This window comes from Leptolyngbya sp. CALU 1928 (genome assembly GCF_056784215.1).
Genome location: NZ_JBXBCE010000005.1, coordinates 25,195 through 42,637, shown reverse-complemented (window position 1 = coordinate 42,637; position 17,443 = coordinate 25,195). Strand labels below are relative to the sequence as shown.

Annotated in this window: 18 protein-coding genes; 16 read left to right on the top strand and 2 right to left on the bottom strand. The window is 49.8% G+C overall.

Annotated elements, in window-relative coordinates; all coding sequences use genetic code 11:
- Positions 1–18: 18 nt before the first annotated feature.
- Together AC1S5B_RS20655 and AC1S5B_RS20650 are read right to left on the bottom strand one after the other, a co-directional pair.
- Complete coding sequence (locus AC1S5B_RS20655) at positions 19–720, bottom strand: response regulator (RefSeq protein ID WP_482037585.1); 702 nt, start codon at positions 718–720, stop codon at positions 19–21.
- 154 nt (positions 721–874) lie between these two features.
- Entirely contained in the window at positions 875–2,008 is a 1,134-nt protein-coding gene (locus AC1S5B_RS20650; RefSeq protein WP_482037584.1) for a sensor histidine kinase, read from the bottom strand.
- Positions 2,009–2,301: 293 nt separating this feature from the next.
- On the opposite strand from AC1S5B_RS20650, the gene AC1S5B_RS20645 reads away from it, so the two are divergent.
- From AC1S5B_RS20645 to AC1S5B_RS20570, 16 genes are all read left to right on the top strand, one after another.
- Positions 2,302–2,766 (top strand): Pvc16 family protein, encoded by a 465-nt coding sequence (locus AC1S5B_RS20645; protein WP_482037583.1) that lies wholly within the window; start codon positions 2,302–2,304, stop codon positions 2,764–2,766.
- A gap of 85 nt (positions 2,767–2,851) precedes the next feature.
- Complete coding sequence (locus AC1S5B_RS20640; protein ID WP_482037582.1) at positions 2,852–4,561, top strand: phage tail sheath family protein; 1,710 nt, start codon at positions 2,852–2,854, stop codon at positions 4,559–4,561.
- 124 nt (positions 4,562–4,685) lie between these two features.
- Positions 4,686–5,219, top strand: coding sequence for a phage tail protein (locus AC1S5B_RS20635; RefSeq protein ID WP_482037581.1), 534 nt, complete (start codon positions 4,686–4,688; stop codon positions 5,217–5,219).
- 64 nt (positions 5,220–5,283) lie between these two features.
- The gene (locus AC1S5B_RS20630) at positions 5,284–5,763 is read left to right on the top strand and encodes a phage tail protein (protein ID WP_482037580.1); all 480 of its coding nucleotides are present in this window, start codon (positions 5,284–5,286) and stop codon (positions 5,761–5,763) included.
- Between the two features lie 75 nt (positions 5,764–5,838).
- Positions 5,839–6,354 (top strand): phage tail protein, encoded by a 516-nt coding sequence (locus AC1S5B_RS20625; RefSeq protein ID WP_482037579.1) that lies wholly within the window; start codon positions 5,839–5,841, stop codon positions 6,352–6,354.
- A 9-nt stretch (positions 6,355–6,363) separates the two neighbouring features.
- A complete protein-coding gene (locus tag AC1S5B_RS20620; RefSeq protein WP_482037578.1) occupies positions 6,364–6,705 on the top strand; it encodes a hypothetical protein in 342 nt (113 codons plus the stop codon).
- Positions 6,706–6,719: 14 nt separating this feature from the next.
- A complete protein-coding gene (locus tag AC1S5B_RS20615; RefSeq protein ID WP_482037577.1) occupies positions 6,720–7,094 on the top strand; it encodes a phage tail assembly protein in 375 nt (124 codons plus the stop codon).
- The gene (locus AC1S5B_RS20610) at positions 7,091–7,246 is read left to right on the top strand and encodes a DUF6760 family protein (protein WP_482037576.1); all 156 of its coding nucleotides are present in this window, start codon (positions 7,091–7,093) and stop codon (positions 7,244–7,246) included. The genes AC1S5B_RS20615 and AC1S5B_RS20610 overlap by 4 nt, the downstream gene beginning before the upstream one ends.
- Before the next feature lie 5 nt (positions 7,247–7,251).
- On the top strand, positions 7,252–8,895 hold the full coding sequence (locus AC1S5B_RS20605) for a CHASE2 domain-containing protein (protein ID WP_482037575.1): 1,644 nt from the start codon (positions 7,252–7,254) through the stop codon (positions 8,893–8,895).
- Positions 8,888–9,154, top strand: a complete 267-nt coding sequence (locus AC1S5B_RS20600; protein WP_482037574.1) for a hypothetical protein — start codon at positions 8,888–8,890, stop codon at positions 9,152–9,154. The genes AC1S5B_RS20605 and AC1S5B_RS20600 overlap by 8 nt, the downstream gene beginning before the upstream one ends.
- Positions 9,154–9,696, top strand: a complete 543-nt coding sequence (locus tag AC1S5B_RS20595) for a phage tail protein (protein WP_482037573.1) — start codon at positions 9,154–9,156, stop codon at positions 9,694–9,696. Before AC1S5B_RS20600 ends, AC1S5B_RS20595 begins: the two co-directional genes overlap by 1 nt.
- A 30-nt stretch (positions 9,697–9,726) precedes the next feature.
- Positions 9,727–14,529 carry a hypothetical protein gene (locus AC1S5B_RS20590; RefSeq protein ID WP_482037572.1) on the top strand — a complete coding sequence of 1,601 codons (4,803 nt, stop codon included), beginning with the start codon at positions 9,727–9,729 and terminating at the stop codon, positions 14,527–14,529.
- A 20-nt stretch (positions 14,530–14,549) separates the two neighbouring features.
- Positions 14,550–15,083 (top strand): CIS tube protein, encoded by a 534-nt coding sequence (locus AC1S5B_RS20585; protein WP_482037571.1) that lies wholly within the window; start codon positions 14,550–14,552, stop codon positions 15,081–15,083.
- 17 nt (positions 15,084–15,100) lie between these two features.
- Positions 15,101–16,819: a VgrG-related protein gene (locus AC1S5B_RS20580; protein WP_482037570.1), complete on the top strand. Its 1,719-nt coding sequence runs from the start codon at positions 15,101–15,103 to the stop codon at positions 16,817–16,819.
- Between the two features lie 11 nt (positions 16,820–16,830).
- Entirely contained in the window at positions 16,831–17,328 is a 498-nt protein-coding gene (locus tag AC1S5B_RS20575) for a PAAR domain-containing protein (protein WP_482037569.1), read from the top strand.
- Entirely contained in the window at positions 17,301–17,429 is a 129-nt protein-coding gene (locus AC1S5B_RS20570; protein ID WP_482037568.1) for a hypothetical protein, read from the top strand. The genes AC1S5B_RS20575 and AC1S5B_RS20570 overlap by 28 nt, the downstream gene beginning before the upstream one ends.
- Positions 17,430–17,443 lie beyond the last annotated feature (14 nt).

Here is a 17,443-nt window from a genome sequence, read left to right as displayed (position 1 = left end):
GAGTAACGGAAAACTGACCTAGGCTGAGATAAGCCCGAGTTTAAGGGCTTGCAGGGCGGCTTGAGTGCGACTGGAAACGTTGAGTTTCTCAAAGATGGTAGTCAGGTACGCTTTGACGGTGCCGACAGTGATGTTGAGTTGCCGGGAAATCAGGTCGTTGGATGCACCTTGTACCAGCCAGTACAGCACTTCTCGTTCTCGCTCTGTTAAATGAATGGTGTGAGTACCGGGCATAGAACGCCCAGCACAGAAGTGAAATCGATGAAAAAATTGGGTAGCAACTTCAGGCGATAAGTAAATCTGATTTTGCAGCACGGCTTGAATGGCTTCTAACAACTGGGTGGAAAGGTTGTGTTTAAAAATATAGCCTTTCGCTCCGGCTTGCATCGCTTTGAACACACATTCTTCTTCGTGATGCCCCGATAGCACCAGAATGTGATTCGTTTTGGAGTGAGATCGCAGGTGTTGCAACACTTCGACACCGCTATCTTGGGCGAGTTCCATGTCGAGCAAGGTTAGCATAGGAGATTGCTGAATTGCCAGTGCGATCGCCTGTTGGGGTGATGCGGCTTGTCCCACAATTTGAAACTGGAGAGAGCTGGTTGTGCTGTGAAAGTCGAGCAAGTTTCGCAATCCCTGCCGAAAAGCTGCACAATCATCGACCAGGAGAGTTGAAATGGGATGCGGAAAAGGGGAAGCGATAGGAGGAAGAGAATACATGGGGGCGGTTCCTTCGAGGCAAAATCTAAACTTGATTCGTTTAATCAATGAATTAATCAATGAATACGGATATACAGCGGCAATAATGCATCAGCCATTAATCAATGAATACGGATGCACAGCGGCAATAATGCACCAGCCATCTCCGTTAGTCTCAAGAACTTCTTGGTAACATTATGCAGAACTGTGCGCCGCCATCCGGCAAGTTACTCCCCCATAAACTACCCTGGTGTTCCAGAATGATTTGCTTGGCGATCGATAGCCCCAGACCCGTCCCGCCAAGGCGACGCGAGTAAAATGGAGTGCCCAGTGATCGCAAGTCTGCTCCGGATAGACCTGGTCCGTTATCGTTAATTTTGATTAACACCTCAGTTTGAAAGGTTTGCCAGGTGCAGGTGATTTGTCCAGCAATCGGACTGAAGGCGATCGCGTTGGTGAGTAAATTCTGAAATACTTGCTTGATCTTCCACTCATCTACCCGCAGCCACAGCGGTTCAGCATCGCAAACCAGTTGCAGTTGCTTCTGTTCAATCCAGAGATGCATCTCTTCAAAGCACTGGTGCAACACCTGTCGTAGATCGCAGGGATCAAGCTGATTCGCGGAGTCAGGCGATTTAGTCAGGCGATCGAGACTGATATGCATCTCCTGGATGGTGGTATGCAGATGTTGGAGCCAGTCTTGTGAGCGCCGATCAACAACGGTCGTTTTTAACAGATCAACATACAGCAGCATGAGTGCCAGAGGCGTGCGAAGTTGGTGTCGCTGGCGCTGCAAAATTTCTTGAAGCTGAGACTGCCCCCCCTCAGAAGTTAACCTCACTGGCCGGGAAACTGGTTGGGAAACTGACTGAGGGAAAAGCTGGGAATTTATGGCTTGAGCGTACAGACAAATGCCATACTGCTGATGCTCAGATAGCGGTGTGTTCTGCCAACTCATCAGGTAATAGCTGTTGATTGCGCCACCCACGCCATGACACCGACAACCGTAAACATGGTGATCAGGAAATGTACTCCATTCTAGCGGTACTAGTTCAAATGGTTCTGCTGTGACTAGTTGAAGCGCAATCGCCATTTCTAATAATTGGGAGAGATCTGTCTTAGCTAAATCCGGAGAAGCGTTGTAATAGCTTAACTGCTGAGGTTTATGATTGGAATCAAGTCGGAGTAGGCAACCCCCCGTCAGGCTGAATTGCTGAATAAATTGGGTTAATGAGGTCTGGAAAACGATTGGATCACAGACAGACTCTAAATAAGTTTGAGTCGAAAATTCCGAGATTGGAATAGACACCTGAATCCCCTTGGTACAAAGATCTATCGAAAGAAGGAGTCCGGCTTAGCCACGGCTGGGTAAAATTGGCACTTTTAAATTCATGTCTAGTTTTACACACGTTACACGGTGAATAGTTTTTCTCAAAGAGTTCCTGAGTACAATTCATTTATTTTTAAAATTCTTAACTTTTCAAGTTGAGGAAAAACCATAGCTCACTTCTAACACCACTCATAATTCCTAACTAAAGTCGAGTTTCGTCTATCCAAGCCTTTTCCTAAAGTATGGAAATAGGGTTCTTGGATTTCTGACCTATGATCTCTGCTGCTTCACAGACCTTAGCTGGGTTACTCGCTCAGGAGATGTCTCAGATCTCTAAAGAACAGATCTCGTTTGAGCATCCGCGTCTATGGCAGAAGGGCAAACCAGGGTTAAACCTGTATTGCTATCACGTTCAGGAAATAGACCATCTAAGAAGCTCTGATTGTCGTTGGTTCGATCTGACTTTTTTGGTTAGCGTTGCCGATTACACCAGTCTGGGGGAACAAGACTTGCTCTCTAATGTGTTAGCGATGCTCTCTCAGCATCAATCGTTGCCTGATGCCGTTTTGGATCGGACGCTCTGCGGAGGGGGGGCGATACGGTTGCGTTTTTCCCCGCAGGCACCGGCTGAGTCTATTCAGTTCTGGGCTGTACTGTGTACGCCTTTGCAGCTAGCGTTACACGTCACTTTAACCGTTCCCTACTTGCCTCTAAATCAGGTTGTGCTGATGCCTTGAGGTTTTTCTGTTGTTTATGCCTGTAGGCGATCGCGCCTCTGGGCAATGTGCTTTCCATCCCTCATCCATAAACGGAGTGTGAATCATGGCATTGGATTATTTTGCTCCTGGTGTATACGTTGAAGAGGTCGATCGCGGCAGTCGCCCCCTCGAAGGTATTAGCATGAGTGTGGCGGGGTTTGTGGGCTTCACCGAAGACGTGCGGGGTGATGCAGATTTATTTAAACCCTTATTGATCACCAATTGGGGACAATACCTGGAATGCTTTGCCAAACCGGGTTCAGATGGCTTCACAGATTTTGATGCTTACCTGCCCTTCGCGGTTCAGGGCTGGTTTCAGAACGGCGGCGGACGCTGCTGGGTAGTCAGCATTGGCACCAAACTGCCGGGAACTCCAGCCCCCTCGCCTGATGAAACTGCAACCCGATTGCTTACCTCTGCCCGCAAGCCTTCCCTCAGTTTCAACCTCAAGCCATCGGAAGCAGAGGAAGATGGTGCTTTGGCATTACCAGGTGCAGATCGAATTACGGTCACTATCCAGGAAAGTGAACCCAAGCCTGTAGAGGATGCTGACTCCGACGCTGAACCCCCGTTTAACACGGGAGAATTCTTCACCGTGTTGGTTAGTAACGGCGATCGGGTGCTGGAAACCTTCCCTCATCTGTCGATGAACCCACAAGTGGAAACGGCTGTGGCAGATTATGCGGTGACAGCCCTGGAAGCATCCGAATATCTCACGGTTGCCGACCTATCCGCCGAGACTGGTCGCCCCCTGTCGCGCCGCCCGAACAATGGGCGCTATGAAGTGGCACCGCCACCCTACATTGCCCCCGTTGAGCGCCTGTCGAGAGATATGCACGGGGTGCGGGATGAACGACGCGGCATTCAAGGCTTGTTTGAAATTGATGAAGTGGCGATGATTGCCTGCCCTGACCTGATGCGGGCATTTCAGAACGGCATGTTGGATCTCGACCAGATTCACGCCATTATGGAGATGATGGTGAGTACGTGCGAAAACTCGTTCCCGGGTCCTGCTTATCGCATGGTGGTGTTGGATGCACCGCCCGTAAAATTGCGACGAGGTGAAGCGCCAGTCGCGCCAGAGGAACAAAAACCCCAGGATGTAGCGCAGTGGCTGAGCCATTTCAATCGGCGCTCAATGTTTGGTGCACTCTACTATCCTTGGATTAAGGTCGCTAACCCCCGCAACAACAACCGTCCACTGATGGTTCCCCCTTGTGGCCACATGATGGGCATCTGGTGTCGTACCGATGAGTCTCGCGGCGTGTTCAAAGCCCCCGCAAACGAAACCCCTAGAGGCGTGTTGGGATTAGCATATGAAACTAACATGCGCGAACAAGAACTGCTGAACCCACTAGGGATCAATTGCATCCGCAACTTTGCCAACTTCAATCGCGGGTATAAAGTTTGGGGTGCCCGCACTCTGGTCGAACCCGATAACGTGCAATGGCGGTACATCAGTGTAAGGCGCTTGATCAGCTACATCGAAAAGACGATTGAACTCGGCACCCAATGGGTCGTCTTTGAACCCAACGATGAAGACTTGTGGGCGCGAGTTAGCCGCACTGTCGAAGGCTTTTTAACCCGGTTGTGGCGGGATGGAGCCTTGTTTGGCGCTAGCCCAACCCAGGCGTTTTACGTCAAATGCGACGGTGAACTCAACACACCCGACACGATGATGTTGGGTCGTCTGTATGTCGAAGTGGGGGTTTGCCCGGTGCGGCCGGCAGAATTTGTCATCTTCCGCATTAGCCAATGGGCACCGAACCAGTAAGCACTTTTCATGCGGTCGTGTTTTAGACCGGTGATTGACCATGGGTAGGGATGTTCCACTGACCTCCCTACCCATGCAACCAACATTGTGACAACACTCCCCTTTTATTTCAAAGGAATCGATTATGCAAGCAGGTGGAAATCCGGTTAAACCAATTACAACGAGTTATTTCTACGTTGAATTTGATCGCTTGACCGAGAAGCCGGTCAAAAGTGTCCAGGAGATTAAGTTTCAGGGGCAGGTGAAGGGTTACGAAAAAGCCCTGGCATCCACTAAAGGCGGTAAAACTATGCGCCAGAGTACTTCAACCGGGTTTGAAGAAAATCCCAACTTCACGATCGAAGTGTATCTGCGTGAAGGCGACATGGATTTTTACAACTGGTTTAACGAAACGATGCCTACCAACTACTCGGCTGGTACAGGGGGTGCTGCGGGCAAAGGAAAATGGGCCGATAATCGCCGTAGCGGTGCGATCACGGCTTACGATCCCGGCGACAAACCCATTTTGCGGTGGAACATCAAAAACGCCTGGATTAAAAGCTACAAGGTATCCGATTTTGCTGCGGATGGCAGCGATTTAGCCGTTGAGACGCTGGAACTGGTTTGTGAAGATATTCGTCGCGTTGATCCGGGAAAAACGGATTATTCGACACAGTAGATGGCGCTAATCAGCTTGTTCTAATCATTGTTTGCCCCATTAATTTGATCACTGGAGAGTTCTCATGGCAAAAGATGAAGTTTTGGCGACTTCAAAGTTCTATTTACTCATTGGCGATTACACCGAACTGATTGTCAAAAAAGTGAGTGGGCCGTCCATTACGTTCGATACCGCTGGCGATATGAAGTCGTTCGGGGTACGCAAGGACGCAGCCAGTTTTATGCAAGCGACCGTAACAGGGGTCACGAGTGGGAAGCTGACCGTGGAATTTGTTGCCACCCAAGAAGATAAAAAGATGCATGATTGGTATCGAGCCTCCCATTCATCTGGGGGACCGACAGCAGGCAAAGGGTCGTCCAGCGGTGGAGAACGCAAAGATGCGACGCTCACGGTGTATAACCAGAAAGGAGAATCAGCGGCTGAGTGGAAGTTTTCGGGTGTTTTTCCCGAATCCTACACCACCTCTAAACTGGAACCAGGGAGTACGGAATTGTTTACGGAGAAGATAGATTTTGTGTATGAAACCTGTCACCGGACAAAGTAAGGTTTGGGTGCTATGTCATCCCTGACTCAGGCATAAGGTTTGGTTGGCTGATTATCCATGGGGGAGGTGATTGTTGTGACGGCACCCAAATATGAAATTTTAAGTAGTTCTCGGTATTATCTGGAGATTACCCTGGCGGGGTCGAAGGATGAAATTGATGGTTACTTTATGGATTGCCAGGGATTTAAGCGATCGCAAGACGTTATCTCCGTTTGTGAAGTGATGCCGCAAAAGTGGGGCAGCAAGGATGCCAAAGTGGGGCGAGTCGTACGGACGAAGCTACCCGGAAACAGCAAAAGCGAAAACATTATCCTCAAACGTGGCTTGAATGTCTCAGATACGCTCTGGCGATGGTTTAAGGCAACGGAGGATGGCAAATGGGGCGGGCAACGGCGGGATGGAGACATCACCCTGTACGATCAGAAAGCAGCCATTAAAGCTCGATTTCGCTTTTACAAGGCATGGCCTGTGAGTTACAAAATTTCAGATTTGAAAGCGTCCAGCAGCGATTTTGAATTGGAGGAGTTGGAACTGGCGGTTGACGATTTCGTTCGCGTGGATCCAGAAAAGGGCACGGAAATTTCATCATAAGGAAGGGCTGTGCTACAAACCGAGTTTGAATTTACGTTACCCAAAGGCTACCTAGACGAACTAGGCAATCTCCACCGCAAGGGAGTCATGCGGTTAGCAACGGCGATCGACGAAATTGTGCCGCTCCGCGATCCGCGAGTTCGATCAAATCCGGCTTACGCGACGGTGATTATTTTGTCTCGTGTGATCACCAAGTTGGGAGCGTTAGAAGAAATTTCGCCCCAGGTGGTGGAAGGATTTTTTGCCTGCGATCTCAGCTACCTGCAAAAGTTTTATCGGCAAATTAACGAACTGGAAGAACCCGGGCGATCAACGAATGGTTTTTCTGTTTCGGATGAAATCGTGGTCTAACAGGTGATTGAACGATGGTGACAGCCCTACTGACCGAATTTAACTTTAAGTTGCCTCGCGGTTTGGTCGATGCCGGGGGCGTGGTGCATCAAACTGGGGTGATGCGGTTGGCAACGGCGCGGGACGAACTGATTGCCAACAAACATCACCAGGTGCAGGCGTATCCTGAATATCTAACGCTGGTGCTGTTGGCTCAGGTGATTACCCAACTGGGAACACTGGAATCCGTTACACCAGAGGATCTAGAGCATCTGTTTACCCAGGATCTCGCCTACTTGCGCGAACTCCATAACCGGATTAATCAAGTGGGAAGCGCGAAGATGCCTGTGGACTGTCCTCAATGCCACCATCACTTTGAGACGGAGTTGGTGTTGTCGGGGGAGTCGTGAGCTACCCACTGGATCAACTCCACCAGGAGGTAGCATTTATCGCGTTACATTTTCATTGGTCGTTGGCAAATATTTTGAACCTGGAGCATCGCGATCGCCGCCGTTGGATTCAGGAAATTCAAGCCGCTTTGTCTGTAGGGAGTAAAGAGTAGAGGTTATGGTAGGATTCAGCATTCCAGCATTGCGATCGCTGCTCAAGACCGTGCTGTTGACGAGTCTGGCGATGACCCTACCGATTATCGCGGTGCGATCGCTGGGTGGATTTGAAGGCATGGAGTTAGCGGCCTACGATGATTTTTTGCGTCGTCGCCCAGCGGAGCAACCCGACGATCGAATTGTAGTGATGACGATTAGCGACGATGACATTGAGCGGTTACAACAATTTCCGATTCATGATGGCACCTTAGCTCAGGCACTCCAAAAGCTGGAGAGTTATAAACCACGAGCGATCGGCATGGACATTTCACGGGATGTGCCTCAAGGGGTGCCTGCCGGACGCAAGCAACTGATGAAGACGATCGCCAGCAGTGAGACGATCGTCTCTGGCTGTTTGCTCAGTACAGAGGATCACCCTGGATCTCCACCCGCTCCTGGAACGCCGGAAGGCGGAGCCGCGTTTGCCGATTTCCCCCCCGATACCGATCAGGTGATTCGGCGAGTTCGTCTGATTTCTACCCCAGCTCCATCGAAAAAGCCAGGTCGGACTCAGCACCTTTGTAACAATGCCAGCGCCGAGAATGAAATTCCTTCCCTCAGCTTTCAACTAGCGGTGATGTATTTGGCGGCAACGGGAATTAATCCCGAACCGAATGCCAGGGGTGAAATTCAGTTGAATCAGCGAGTGCTAAAACGCATCGATCCTAACTTTGGCAGCTACATTCGGGCTGACGTGAATGACTATCAGATGATGCTGAACTACCGGAGCGCCAAGCCTGTGTTTCGGGAGGTGTCAATCAGTGATGTGTTGCAAAATCGAGTTAGTCCTGGGTCAATCCGCGATCGAGTTGTGCTAATTGGCAATACGTCCGAAGTGTCAAAGGATTTTCTGGCAACTCCCTTCATTCAAACTCAACTGGGTCTACGAAATATGCATGGGGTCATGGTTCATGCTCATGCTGTTAGCCAAATTCTCAGTGCCGTTCAGAATCAGCGCCCTTTAATCCAGAGTTGGTCGGGAGTCAGCGAAATCATCTGGATCTGGATCTGGTCATTGGGTAGCGGCGTACTCGCCTTTTACAATCGCCGATGGGGGCTGTTTATTTTAGGATTAATTGCAACCGTTCTGGTGTTGTGGGGCATCAGCTATGGTGTGTTTCTGGCTCAGGGGCTATGGATTCCGTTTGTGCCAACCTTGATCGGCGCAATTTTAACGGCATGGGGAGTGCGACTGGCAGATCTAGCGCAGCGTAGCGGCTATGCTCAAGCGTTCTATCAGCAGTTGCGGGAGCAGATGCAGTCGGGTGGGGCGGGACGCGATCGCAAGGGCGATTACCTGGAAAACTTAGTCCGACGCGCCCGGGCAGCCCGACAGGGAGAAGACGCAGCGGCATTGGTTTCCCTGGGGATGGAACCTGGCGTAACCGCTACGCCTGCGATGAAGGCGTTATATGAACAAATGGCAACCAAGGTCAGACAGGAACTCGCGGCGGAACAGTTTGCTCAAAAGGCAGCAGCGGCAAAACCAGACAGCAGTAAAACGAATCGGATGCAGGCGTTGTTAAGTCGTGCCCAACAATCTCGCACTCAATCTGCAACAGACGCTAATCTGAAATCCCCTCCACCGGAGAATCCCTATGCCTGACGATCTCGCCCCCAAACTCGGCTCAGAGGCTCCCTACAACTCGCGTCCGATCGCGGCGGTTAGCCCTGGCGAATATGCGGCTCCGGCTCAGTTTTCGGAAATTGACTCAGCCGGACTGGAAATGCTATCTCAGCTTGCTGCTCAACTGCTGAATGACCCACTGGCAGTTCAACGGTTGAGCGATCGAGTGGTGGAACTAATGCAACAGGATTTGAAATTGCAACGAGAACGAAATCGGGGCTATGGGAGGCGCTGGTAATGGCAAAGCTAGATGAACTGAATTACGTCACAACCAATCGGTTTTATGTAGAGATGGAAAGGCTGGTTACTGCGGCGTTTAGCGAGTGTTCTGGTCTAGATGTCGAGATTGAAAAGGAGGTGTATCACGAAGGCGGACTGAACAACCAACAGCGGATTTTTCTCAAACAGACTAAATTTGGTGACATCACATTAAAACGCGGAATCACAGATGATCCAGTCTTTTGGGATTGGATCAGACAAAGCGTGACTGCTGGCAATTATCGGCGGCGCAATATCAACATTCTCGTATTTAATCAGGCAGGAGAAACCATGCAGGCGTGGAAGCTAATTGGAGCCGTGCCTGTCAAGTGGAAAACTCCCTCCCTCAAAGCCGACTCAAATACCGTTGCCCTGGAAGAATTGGTGCTCGCTTATGAAGGACTCACGGTGTTTCATAAAGATAGCGTCGATCCAAAATATCGAGTGGATAAAAGCGGCGGGGCTGAGGCTGGTCAAACGATGGTGCGCGATCAAAAGGGCTACTTCCCAGGTTCGGAATAGAGTTAGAGTCAAGTATGGAAAATTGCCTGTATGACAAGCGCCTCTAACCCATCCTCTACTTTTTCTTTGCCACCGGAGGAGCAGCCACTCGGCATTCAACGACCCCTCCTGCCAACTGCACCGCTGGGGCAGGCAATGCTGCAACCCAAATTTCTTACCCCTTTAGGCGCAAAACCGTTAACAGTCCTCAATCCAGCGGTCTTCTTATCCAGGCAACAATCGGCTGACCCTGACTGGCAATCTCCCTTTGAAGCTGATTTTTTCGACCCACCAGAGCCTCTGCGATCGCCCGAAGCCACTCCCCCTCAAGTGCAGTTGCAAGCATCTCCAGATTTGGTCGCCCCTGCCCTTCTTATCAAAGGCGGAGTAGAACTGAATGAAGTTTTCCCAAACAATGAGGGAAAAATCGACGTGTATGAAGTCCCCCTTATCCAGGGGGATTTAGGGGGATCTGATTCAACTTCAACATCCGTTATGGAGAGTGAACCAGACATTAGTGATGTACCTGTGCAGCGAGAGCTAGTTAGCCGCGAGGTTTCATCGATACCCTCAACACTCGAACAATCATCAGCGATCGTGGCTGCAAGCCAGCCTGTTCGCATAGAAAATCCATCTCAATCCGCCATTCAACCAGCATCAGAAACTCAATCATTGGCTCCAGATGCTCCAGTTCACGGTGAGCAAACTGAAAACCTTTCACAATCTGATATTCAACCAGCATCAGAAACTCAATCATTGACTCCAGATGCTCCAGTTCACGGTGAGCAAACTGAAAATTCGTCTCAATCTACCATTCAGCCAGCATCAGAACATCGATCATTAACTCCGGCTCCTGCAAGCCAGCCTGTTTGCATAGAAAATCCATCTCAATCCGCCATTCAACCAGCATCAGAAACTCAATCATTGGCTCCAGATGCTCCAGTTCAAGGCGAGCAAACTGAAAATTTGTCTCAATCTACTACTCAGCCAACATCAGAACATCGATCACCAACTTCGGTTCCTGTAATCCAGCCTGTTCGCATAGAAAATCCATCTCAATCCGCCATTCAACCAGCATCAGAAACTCAATCATTGGCTCCAGATGCTTCAGTTCAAGGCGAGCAAACTGAAAATTCGTCTCAATCTACCATTCAGTCAGCATCAGAACATCGATCACTAACTCCGGTTCCTGTAATCCAGCCTGTTCGCATAGAAAATCCATCTCAATCTGCCATTCAACCAGCATCAGAAACTCAATCATTGGCTCCAGATGCTCCAGTTCAAGGCGATTTCATTGAAAACCTTTCACAATCTGATATTCAACCAGCATTTGAGCAACCATCTGATAGTGAGGCATTAATTGAGCCGGAGCGAACGGAGCCAACATCTGAGTCAACAGTTCAGCTGAAAGCAGACCAATCGAGTGCTGACATATCGCAGCCTGAGCCAATACATTTTATAAAGCCTCAGCCACAAAGTATAAACATATCGCAGTCTGAGTCAGCAAGAGCTACTTCATCACTTCAACCAGAAGTAAGTCAATCAGATGTCAGGGTTGATGTCGCGATCGAGCCTAGCCTAATTGCAATTCCGTCTCCAATTCAAAGATCACCAGAATCTCAATCTAATTCCTCTGATTTGCTTCAGCCTGATCGCATCGAAACGGCTCAAACCATAAATCAAGAGGCTGTCATCGATAATGACAGATTGAACGTTCGCGATCGCGTCGAAGCGACTCAAACCGCAGATCAAGTTGCAGTAAATCAATTAGATAACATTGATTTACTGCAACTTGATCGCGTTGAAAGTGCCACGGTAACATCCGCTCAGTCCGTTCTCAATGATCAGTATGATCAACCTATTTTGACAGATGTACCAACTCAAGTCGATCAAGTTGAACCTGTCCCACCGCCAAAAGTGAGTCAGGTAAATGCTGCCACTCAGCCCGAATCAATTGAAGCTACGACTCCGCTAGTCAGTCAACCTCCCACTGATCTATTATCTAATGCTGCACTTCAACGAGAATCGATCGCAGATGTCAGCAGTCAACCGATAACTGAGAAGATTGAAACCGAACAAAAGATCAGCAATGCTCCAGTTCAGCAAGAGCAAAGCAACCTTATTTCATCAATATCGTCAGTAGAGCCACAGTCAACGATCTCAGATAATTCAATACCTGATCGCGTTGAAACTTCTCAACAGCCTGATGAGCATGACTCAAATATTGCTGAGATTTCAACGATTGCTGATGATCGCCTTGAAACTTCTCAGCCAATTGTTGAAACTCGCTCAGATGTTACTAAAACTTCAACGATCGCAGATACTTCAGTCCAACCCGATCTCGTTGAAACTTTTGCTCAACCAACCATTGAAACCCGATCAGATGTTACTGAGACTTCAGCGATCGCAGATACTTCAGTCCAACCCGATCTCGTTGAAACTTTTGCTCGACCGACTATTGAAACCCGATCAGATGTTACTGAAATTTCAGCGATCGCAGACAGTTTAGTCCAACCTGATCGTCTTGAAATGTCTCAACGGCCTGTTGAGCATGACTCAAATATTACTGAGACTTCAGCGATTGCTGATGATCGCCTTGAAACTCCTCAATCGCCTGTTGAATATGGCTCAGATGTTACTGAGACTTCAGAGATCGCCGATAGTTTAGTCCAACGCGATCGCATTGAAAATATCTCCCAGCCAACCATTGAAACCCGATCAGATGTTACTGAAATTTCAGCGATCGCAGATACTTTAGTCCAGCCTGATCGTCTTGAAACTTTTGCTCAACCAATCATTGAAAATCACTCAGATGTTACTGAGACTTCAACGATCGCAGATAGTTTAGTTCAACCTGATCGCGTTGAAACTCCTCAACGACCTGTTGAGCATGACTCAAATATTGCTGAGATTTCAACGATTGCTGATGATCGCCTTGAGACTCGTCAACCAAGAATTCAAAGCCGCTCAGACATCACTGAGACTTCTCAACCAATTGTTGAAACTCGCTCAGACAGTATTGAGACTTCAGAGATCGCCGATACTTCAGTGCAACCCAATCGCACTGAAACTGGTGATACGCCCGTTCAGCAGGAGGAAGTCAACTTTGAAATTCCGCTCATATCACCCCTAGAACCACAGTCCACGATCGCTCCTTCAGTCCAACGCGATCGCATTGAAAATATCTCCCAGCCAACCATTGAAACCCGATCAGATGTTACTGAAATTTCAGCGATCGCAGATACTTTAGTCCAGCCTGATCGTCTTGAAACTTTTGCTCAACCAATCATTGAAAATCACTCAGATGTTACTGAGACTTCAACGATCGCAGATAGTTTAGTTCAACCTGATCGCGTTGAAACTCCTCAACGACCTGTTGAGCATGACTCAAATATTGCTGAGATTTCAACGATTGCTGATGATCGCCTTGAGACTCGTCAACCAAGAATTCAAAGCCGCTCAGACATCACTGAGACTTCTCAACCAATTGTTGAAACTCGCTCAGACAGTATTGAGACTTCAGAGATCGCCGATACTTCAGTGCAACCCAATCGCACTGAAACTGGTGATACGCCCGTTCAGCAGGAGGAAGTCAACTTTGAAATTCCGCTCATATCACCCCTAGAACCACAGTCCACGATCGCTCCTTCAGTTCAACCCGATCGCATTGAAAATATCTCCCAACCAACCATTGAAACTCGCTCAGACAATACTGATGTTCAATTTCGATCTGATGCGATTGAAATTGAGCATCACTCCGATAACGCCGATGCCTCAGTTCAATCTGACACGATTGAATCCCATACCCAGACAACGATTCAGCCAAATTTGACGCGATCGATCATTGACGCGGCTCCAGTTCCGTTAGAGCAGATTGAGGCAGAGGTTGCGCCAGCTACCGAAAACCAGCCAATGACTGATGGGGATCTGCGCGAAAATCAGTTTAATACTCCGAGTGGTTTGATCCAGCCAGCTCGCTCGGACTCTTTCGCATCACCTGTCGCAGCCGAAAATCTGGATGTATCAGCGCTAACCGTCCCAGATCACAGTAGCGAAACCGGAAACAGCGAAGCCGAAAGGAGTGAACCGGAGGCAAGTCAATCAAGTCCATTACCCGAACTGCCCACAGTGCTGCAACGGTTATCGGTGTTAGAACCCTTGGCGCAAATGCAATCATTAACTTCAACAGCCTTGTCTCCAGCAACGTCAACTCGCGATCTGATCACTGCTTCAGCAAGCGATTCAGCATCAACGCAGTCAGGTGGGCAAGCGATCGCACTTCCAGAGATGCAAACTCTAGCTTCGTCCCTAGGTGCGCTCTCGGACCGATCAGCCATTGCCGAACGATCCCAGTCAGAGACAGCACCACGCTCAACCTCAGCCACCCCTGTTTCAGAGTGGTCAAACATCGAAGAATTGTTTCAGTCATCAGAGCCAGAGACAGCACCGCGCTCAACCTCAGCCGCCCCCGTTTCAGAGTGGTCAAACATCGAAGAATTGTTTCAGTCATCAGCGAAATCTGATGCTGCACCTGAGCTTCAAACCCAATTGCAACCAGCTAATCTGCAACCGCCAGATATTACAACCAGCCAGGGTTACACCGATCTAAATTTATATCCCGCCACTCCATCTCGAACAAATCTCATCCAGCGAGAATCAAATACCTCAGACACCCCTATCACTCCAGCAACCCTATCCACTATCGAAACCAGCGAGGAGCCGTCTGCTTCTCAGCAAGACATCGCCTCGCCAGAGCAGCTAGAGCGGTTGGCGCGTGAAGTTTATCGGCTGGTGCGGCATCGGTTAGCTCTAGAGCGGGAGCGAGTGGGACAGTTTTATTCAGGACGGCTGTAATTATCTAGAGGTGAGTCATTATGCAGTTAGAAAAAGCGGTTATGCAGCCAGCCCAGGGTGAGACTGCCCAAAAGATTGAGTTTATGTTTAACCCGACTGAGTTGAAATTTTTCCGTAGCGTCAGCATTGAGCAATCGGAAGGAGCGCGGACAAGCTCTGGACAAAACAAAACTAGCTTCAAACATCCCAACCCTTACACGCTTACAATCAGCAACATCATCCTGGATACTTACGAGAAGAAGGAAGGCGATCGCAACGTGCTGAAACCGCTGAAACCGTTTACGGATGCCGTTGCCTATGCCAAAGGCGGAGCGGGAAATCAGCAGCGTCCGCCTATTTATATCTTCACCTGGGGCACTAACACCTACCTGCGCTGTTTCATCAAAACCTGCAACTTTCGCCTGACCCTGTTTTTACCCGATGGCACACCCGTGCGGGCAATTCTGGATTTAAATCTGGAGCAAGCAGATGACAGTACACCTCAGCCGTCGCAGGGCACACCCAATGTGAGTCAGGCACAGCGCCAAACTCAGGGCAGACCCCTGTTTGAGTAACCAATTGGGACACCACAATGCCAAAATATTTTCCCGAACTGAAACTACAGATTAACGGAGCAAATGCTTCCCCTGATCTGATGAATGACATTTTGCAAGTCTCGGTGGAGGAGAGTTTACACTTGCCCAGTATGTTCACCATCGTGTTAGAGAATTCAGCGTTTTCTGGTCGCTCAGACGAAAAGATGTGGGAACACGGCAACGATTTTGCGATGGGTACCGAGATTCGGATTGGCTTCAGTAACAGCACGACTCAAGCTAGCCAATATCAGCAGGGAAAAACCGGTTGGGTGATTTCGGGTGAAGTCACGGCGATCGAAACTCACTTTACCGCCGGATCGCAAGCACCGATCATCATCCGGGGGTACGATCGCTCCCATCGTCTACATCGTGGTCGGTATAACCGTTCCTTCCAAAACATGACCGACACCGATCTCGTCAAAAAGATCATTGGCGAAATCGGGATTCAAGCAGGCACCATTGAAGACAGCGGCGCACCCCACGACTACGTGTTTCAAGAAAACCAGACCAACATGGAGTTTTTGCGCGAACGGGCTACCCGCAATGGGTTTGAGCTATTTGTTCAGGACGGTAAACTGCATTTTCGCGCCCCCAAGCAAGACCAACCCCTGTCGATGAAATGGCTGGATGACCTGACCAGCTTTCGGGTGCGAGTCACTAGCGCCGAACAGGTGAACAATGTGGAAGTGCGCGGTTGGAATTACAAACAGAAACAGGCGATCGTGGGGACTCACAGCACCAACGGGGTTTTGACTAAAACCGACCACGGTGAAGGTCAAAAAACCAGTTCCAAGTTTCAGCCCCCAGCCCCCAAACTGATCGTGGTTGACCAACTGGTGGATAACATCAACGAAGCACAAAAGATGGCAAAAGCGCTGTTTAATGAACTGTGTGATGAGTTTGTCCATGCTGACGCTCAGGCGATCGGCGATCCTAATATTCGCCCCGGACGCGTAGTAACGCTCAGTGGTGCTCAAATGGGCAAGTATGCAGGCAAGTATTACATCACCGAAACTCACCACGTGTTTAGCGAACGCGCCTATACAACCTCCTTCAGTGTGCGCGGTTTGCGCGGTGGCGATTTGTTGTCGTTGCTTTCTCCTGCTACGCGGTTGCAACCGGGGCAAACGTTGCTCATTGGCAAGGTGACCAACAATAATGATCCAGATGGCTTAGGGCGCGTGCGGGTGAAATTTCCAACTCTGACAGAGGAGCACGAAAGTCAATGGGCTAGGGTTGTAGCGATCGGGGCTGGCAAGAACCGGGGCTTTGATTGTTTGCCCGAAATCGATGATGAAGTACTGGTTGGGTTTGAGCATGGTGATATTCACCGCCCGTTTGTGATGGGTGGGTTGTGGAACGGACAGGATAGCCCACCCGAAACAGTGAGCAATTCGGTTGCCAGTAGCAAAGTGCGATTGCGGACGTTCAAAACTCGCACCGGACACACACTGCAATTTGTCGATGAAGACGCAAATGGCATCAAAAAAGGGGTGTCTATTGTCACGGTGTATGGACATAAGTTGTATCTCAACGATACTGAACGGGCGATCGAAGTTCGCACCAAGGGCGGACACTTCCTCAAACTAGACGATATGACCCAGAGTATTTCTCTGGAGTCCACTGGCAGCGTGACGGTCAAAGCCGCCACCACGCTCAATCTTCAGGCTGGCGGCATCGTCACCGTTCAAGGCAGCTTAATCAAACTCAACTAGGAGCAACACCCATGGGAAAACCCGCCGCCCGTGTTACCGATTCTGTGGCTCACCCATTGCCCCCCATTCTCACGGGTAGCCCCGGTAGCCCCACTGTCATCATTGGTGGGCTTCCCGCATGGAGAGGGTTGCCATTGATGGCGGCTCCAGCCATTCAAGCTGCCAAGCAAGCCTCCGACATCACCATTCAGGTGGCCGAAAAGGCTAGCCTTGCTGCCCAGGGAACTCCTGGAGCGCCTGCTGCCAAAGTTGCTGAGGAAACCGCCAAAACCACGGCTGCAACCACCATGGGCACAACCATTACCAGCGCCGCTGGCGGAGCCGACATTCACCAGTGCCTCACGCCACTGCCCCTGCCGCCACACGGCCCCGGAGTGGTGATCGATGGAAGTGCAACGGTTTTGATCAATGGCTTGCCAGCGTGCTTTATGGGGAATACGATCGTCGAAGCCGTGGGCCCCCCCAACAAAATCCTTAGGGGTTGCCTCACCGTCTGGATTGGCCCTTAAAAACCAGCGATCGCACTGCAAGAGCAGCGATCGCGTTTGCTGGGGAAGACCGTCGTGCAGCAGTGCAGCTTGGAGATGTCGCCGGAGAAGCGGATCTTTAAGGGCGATCGCTCAC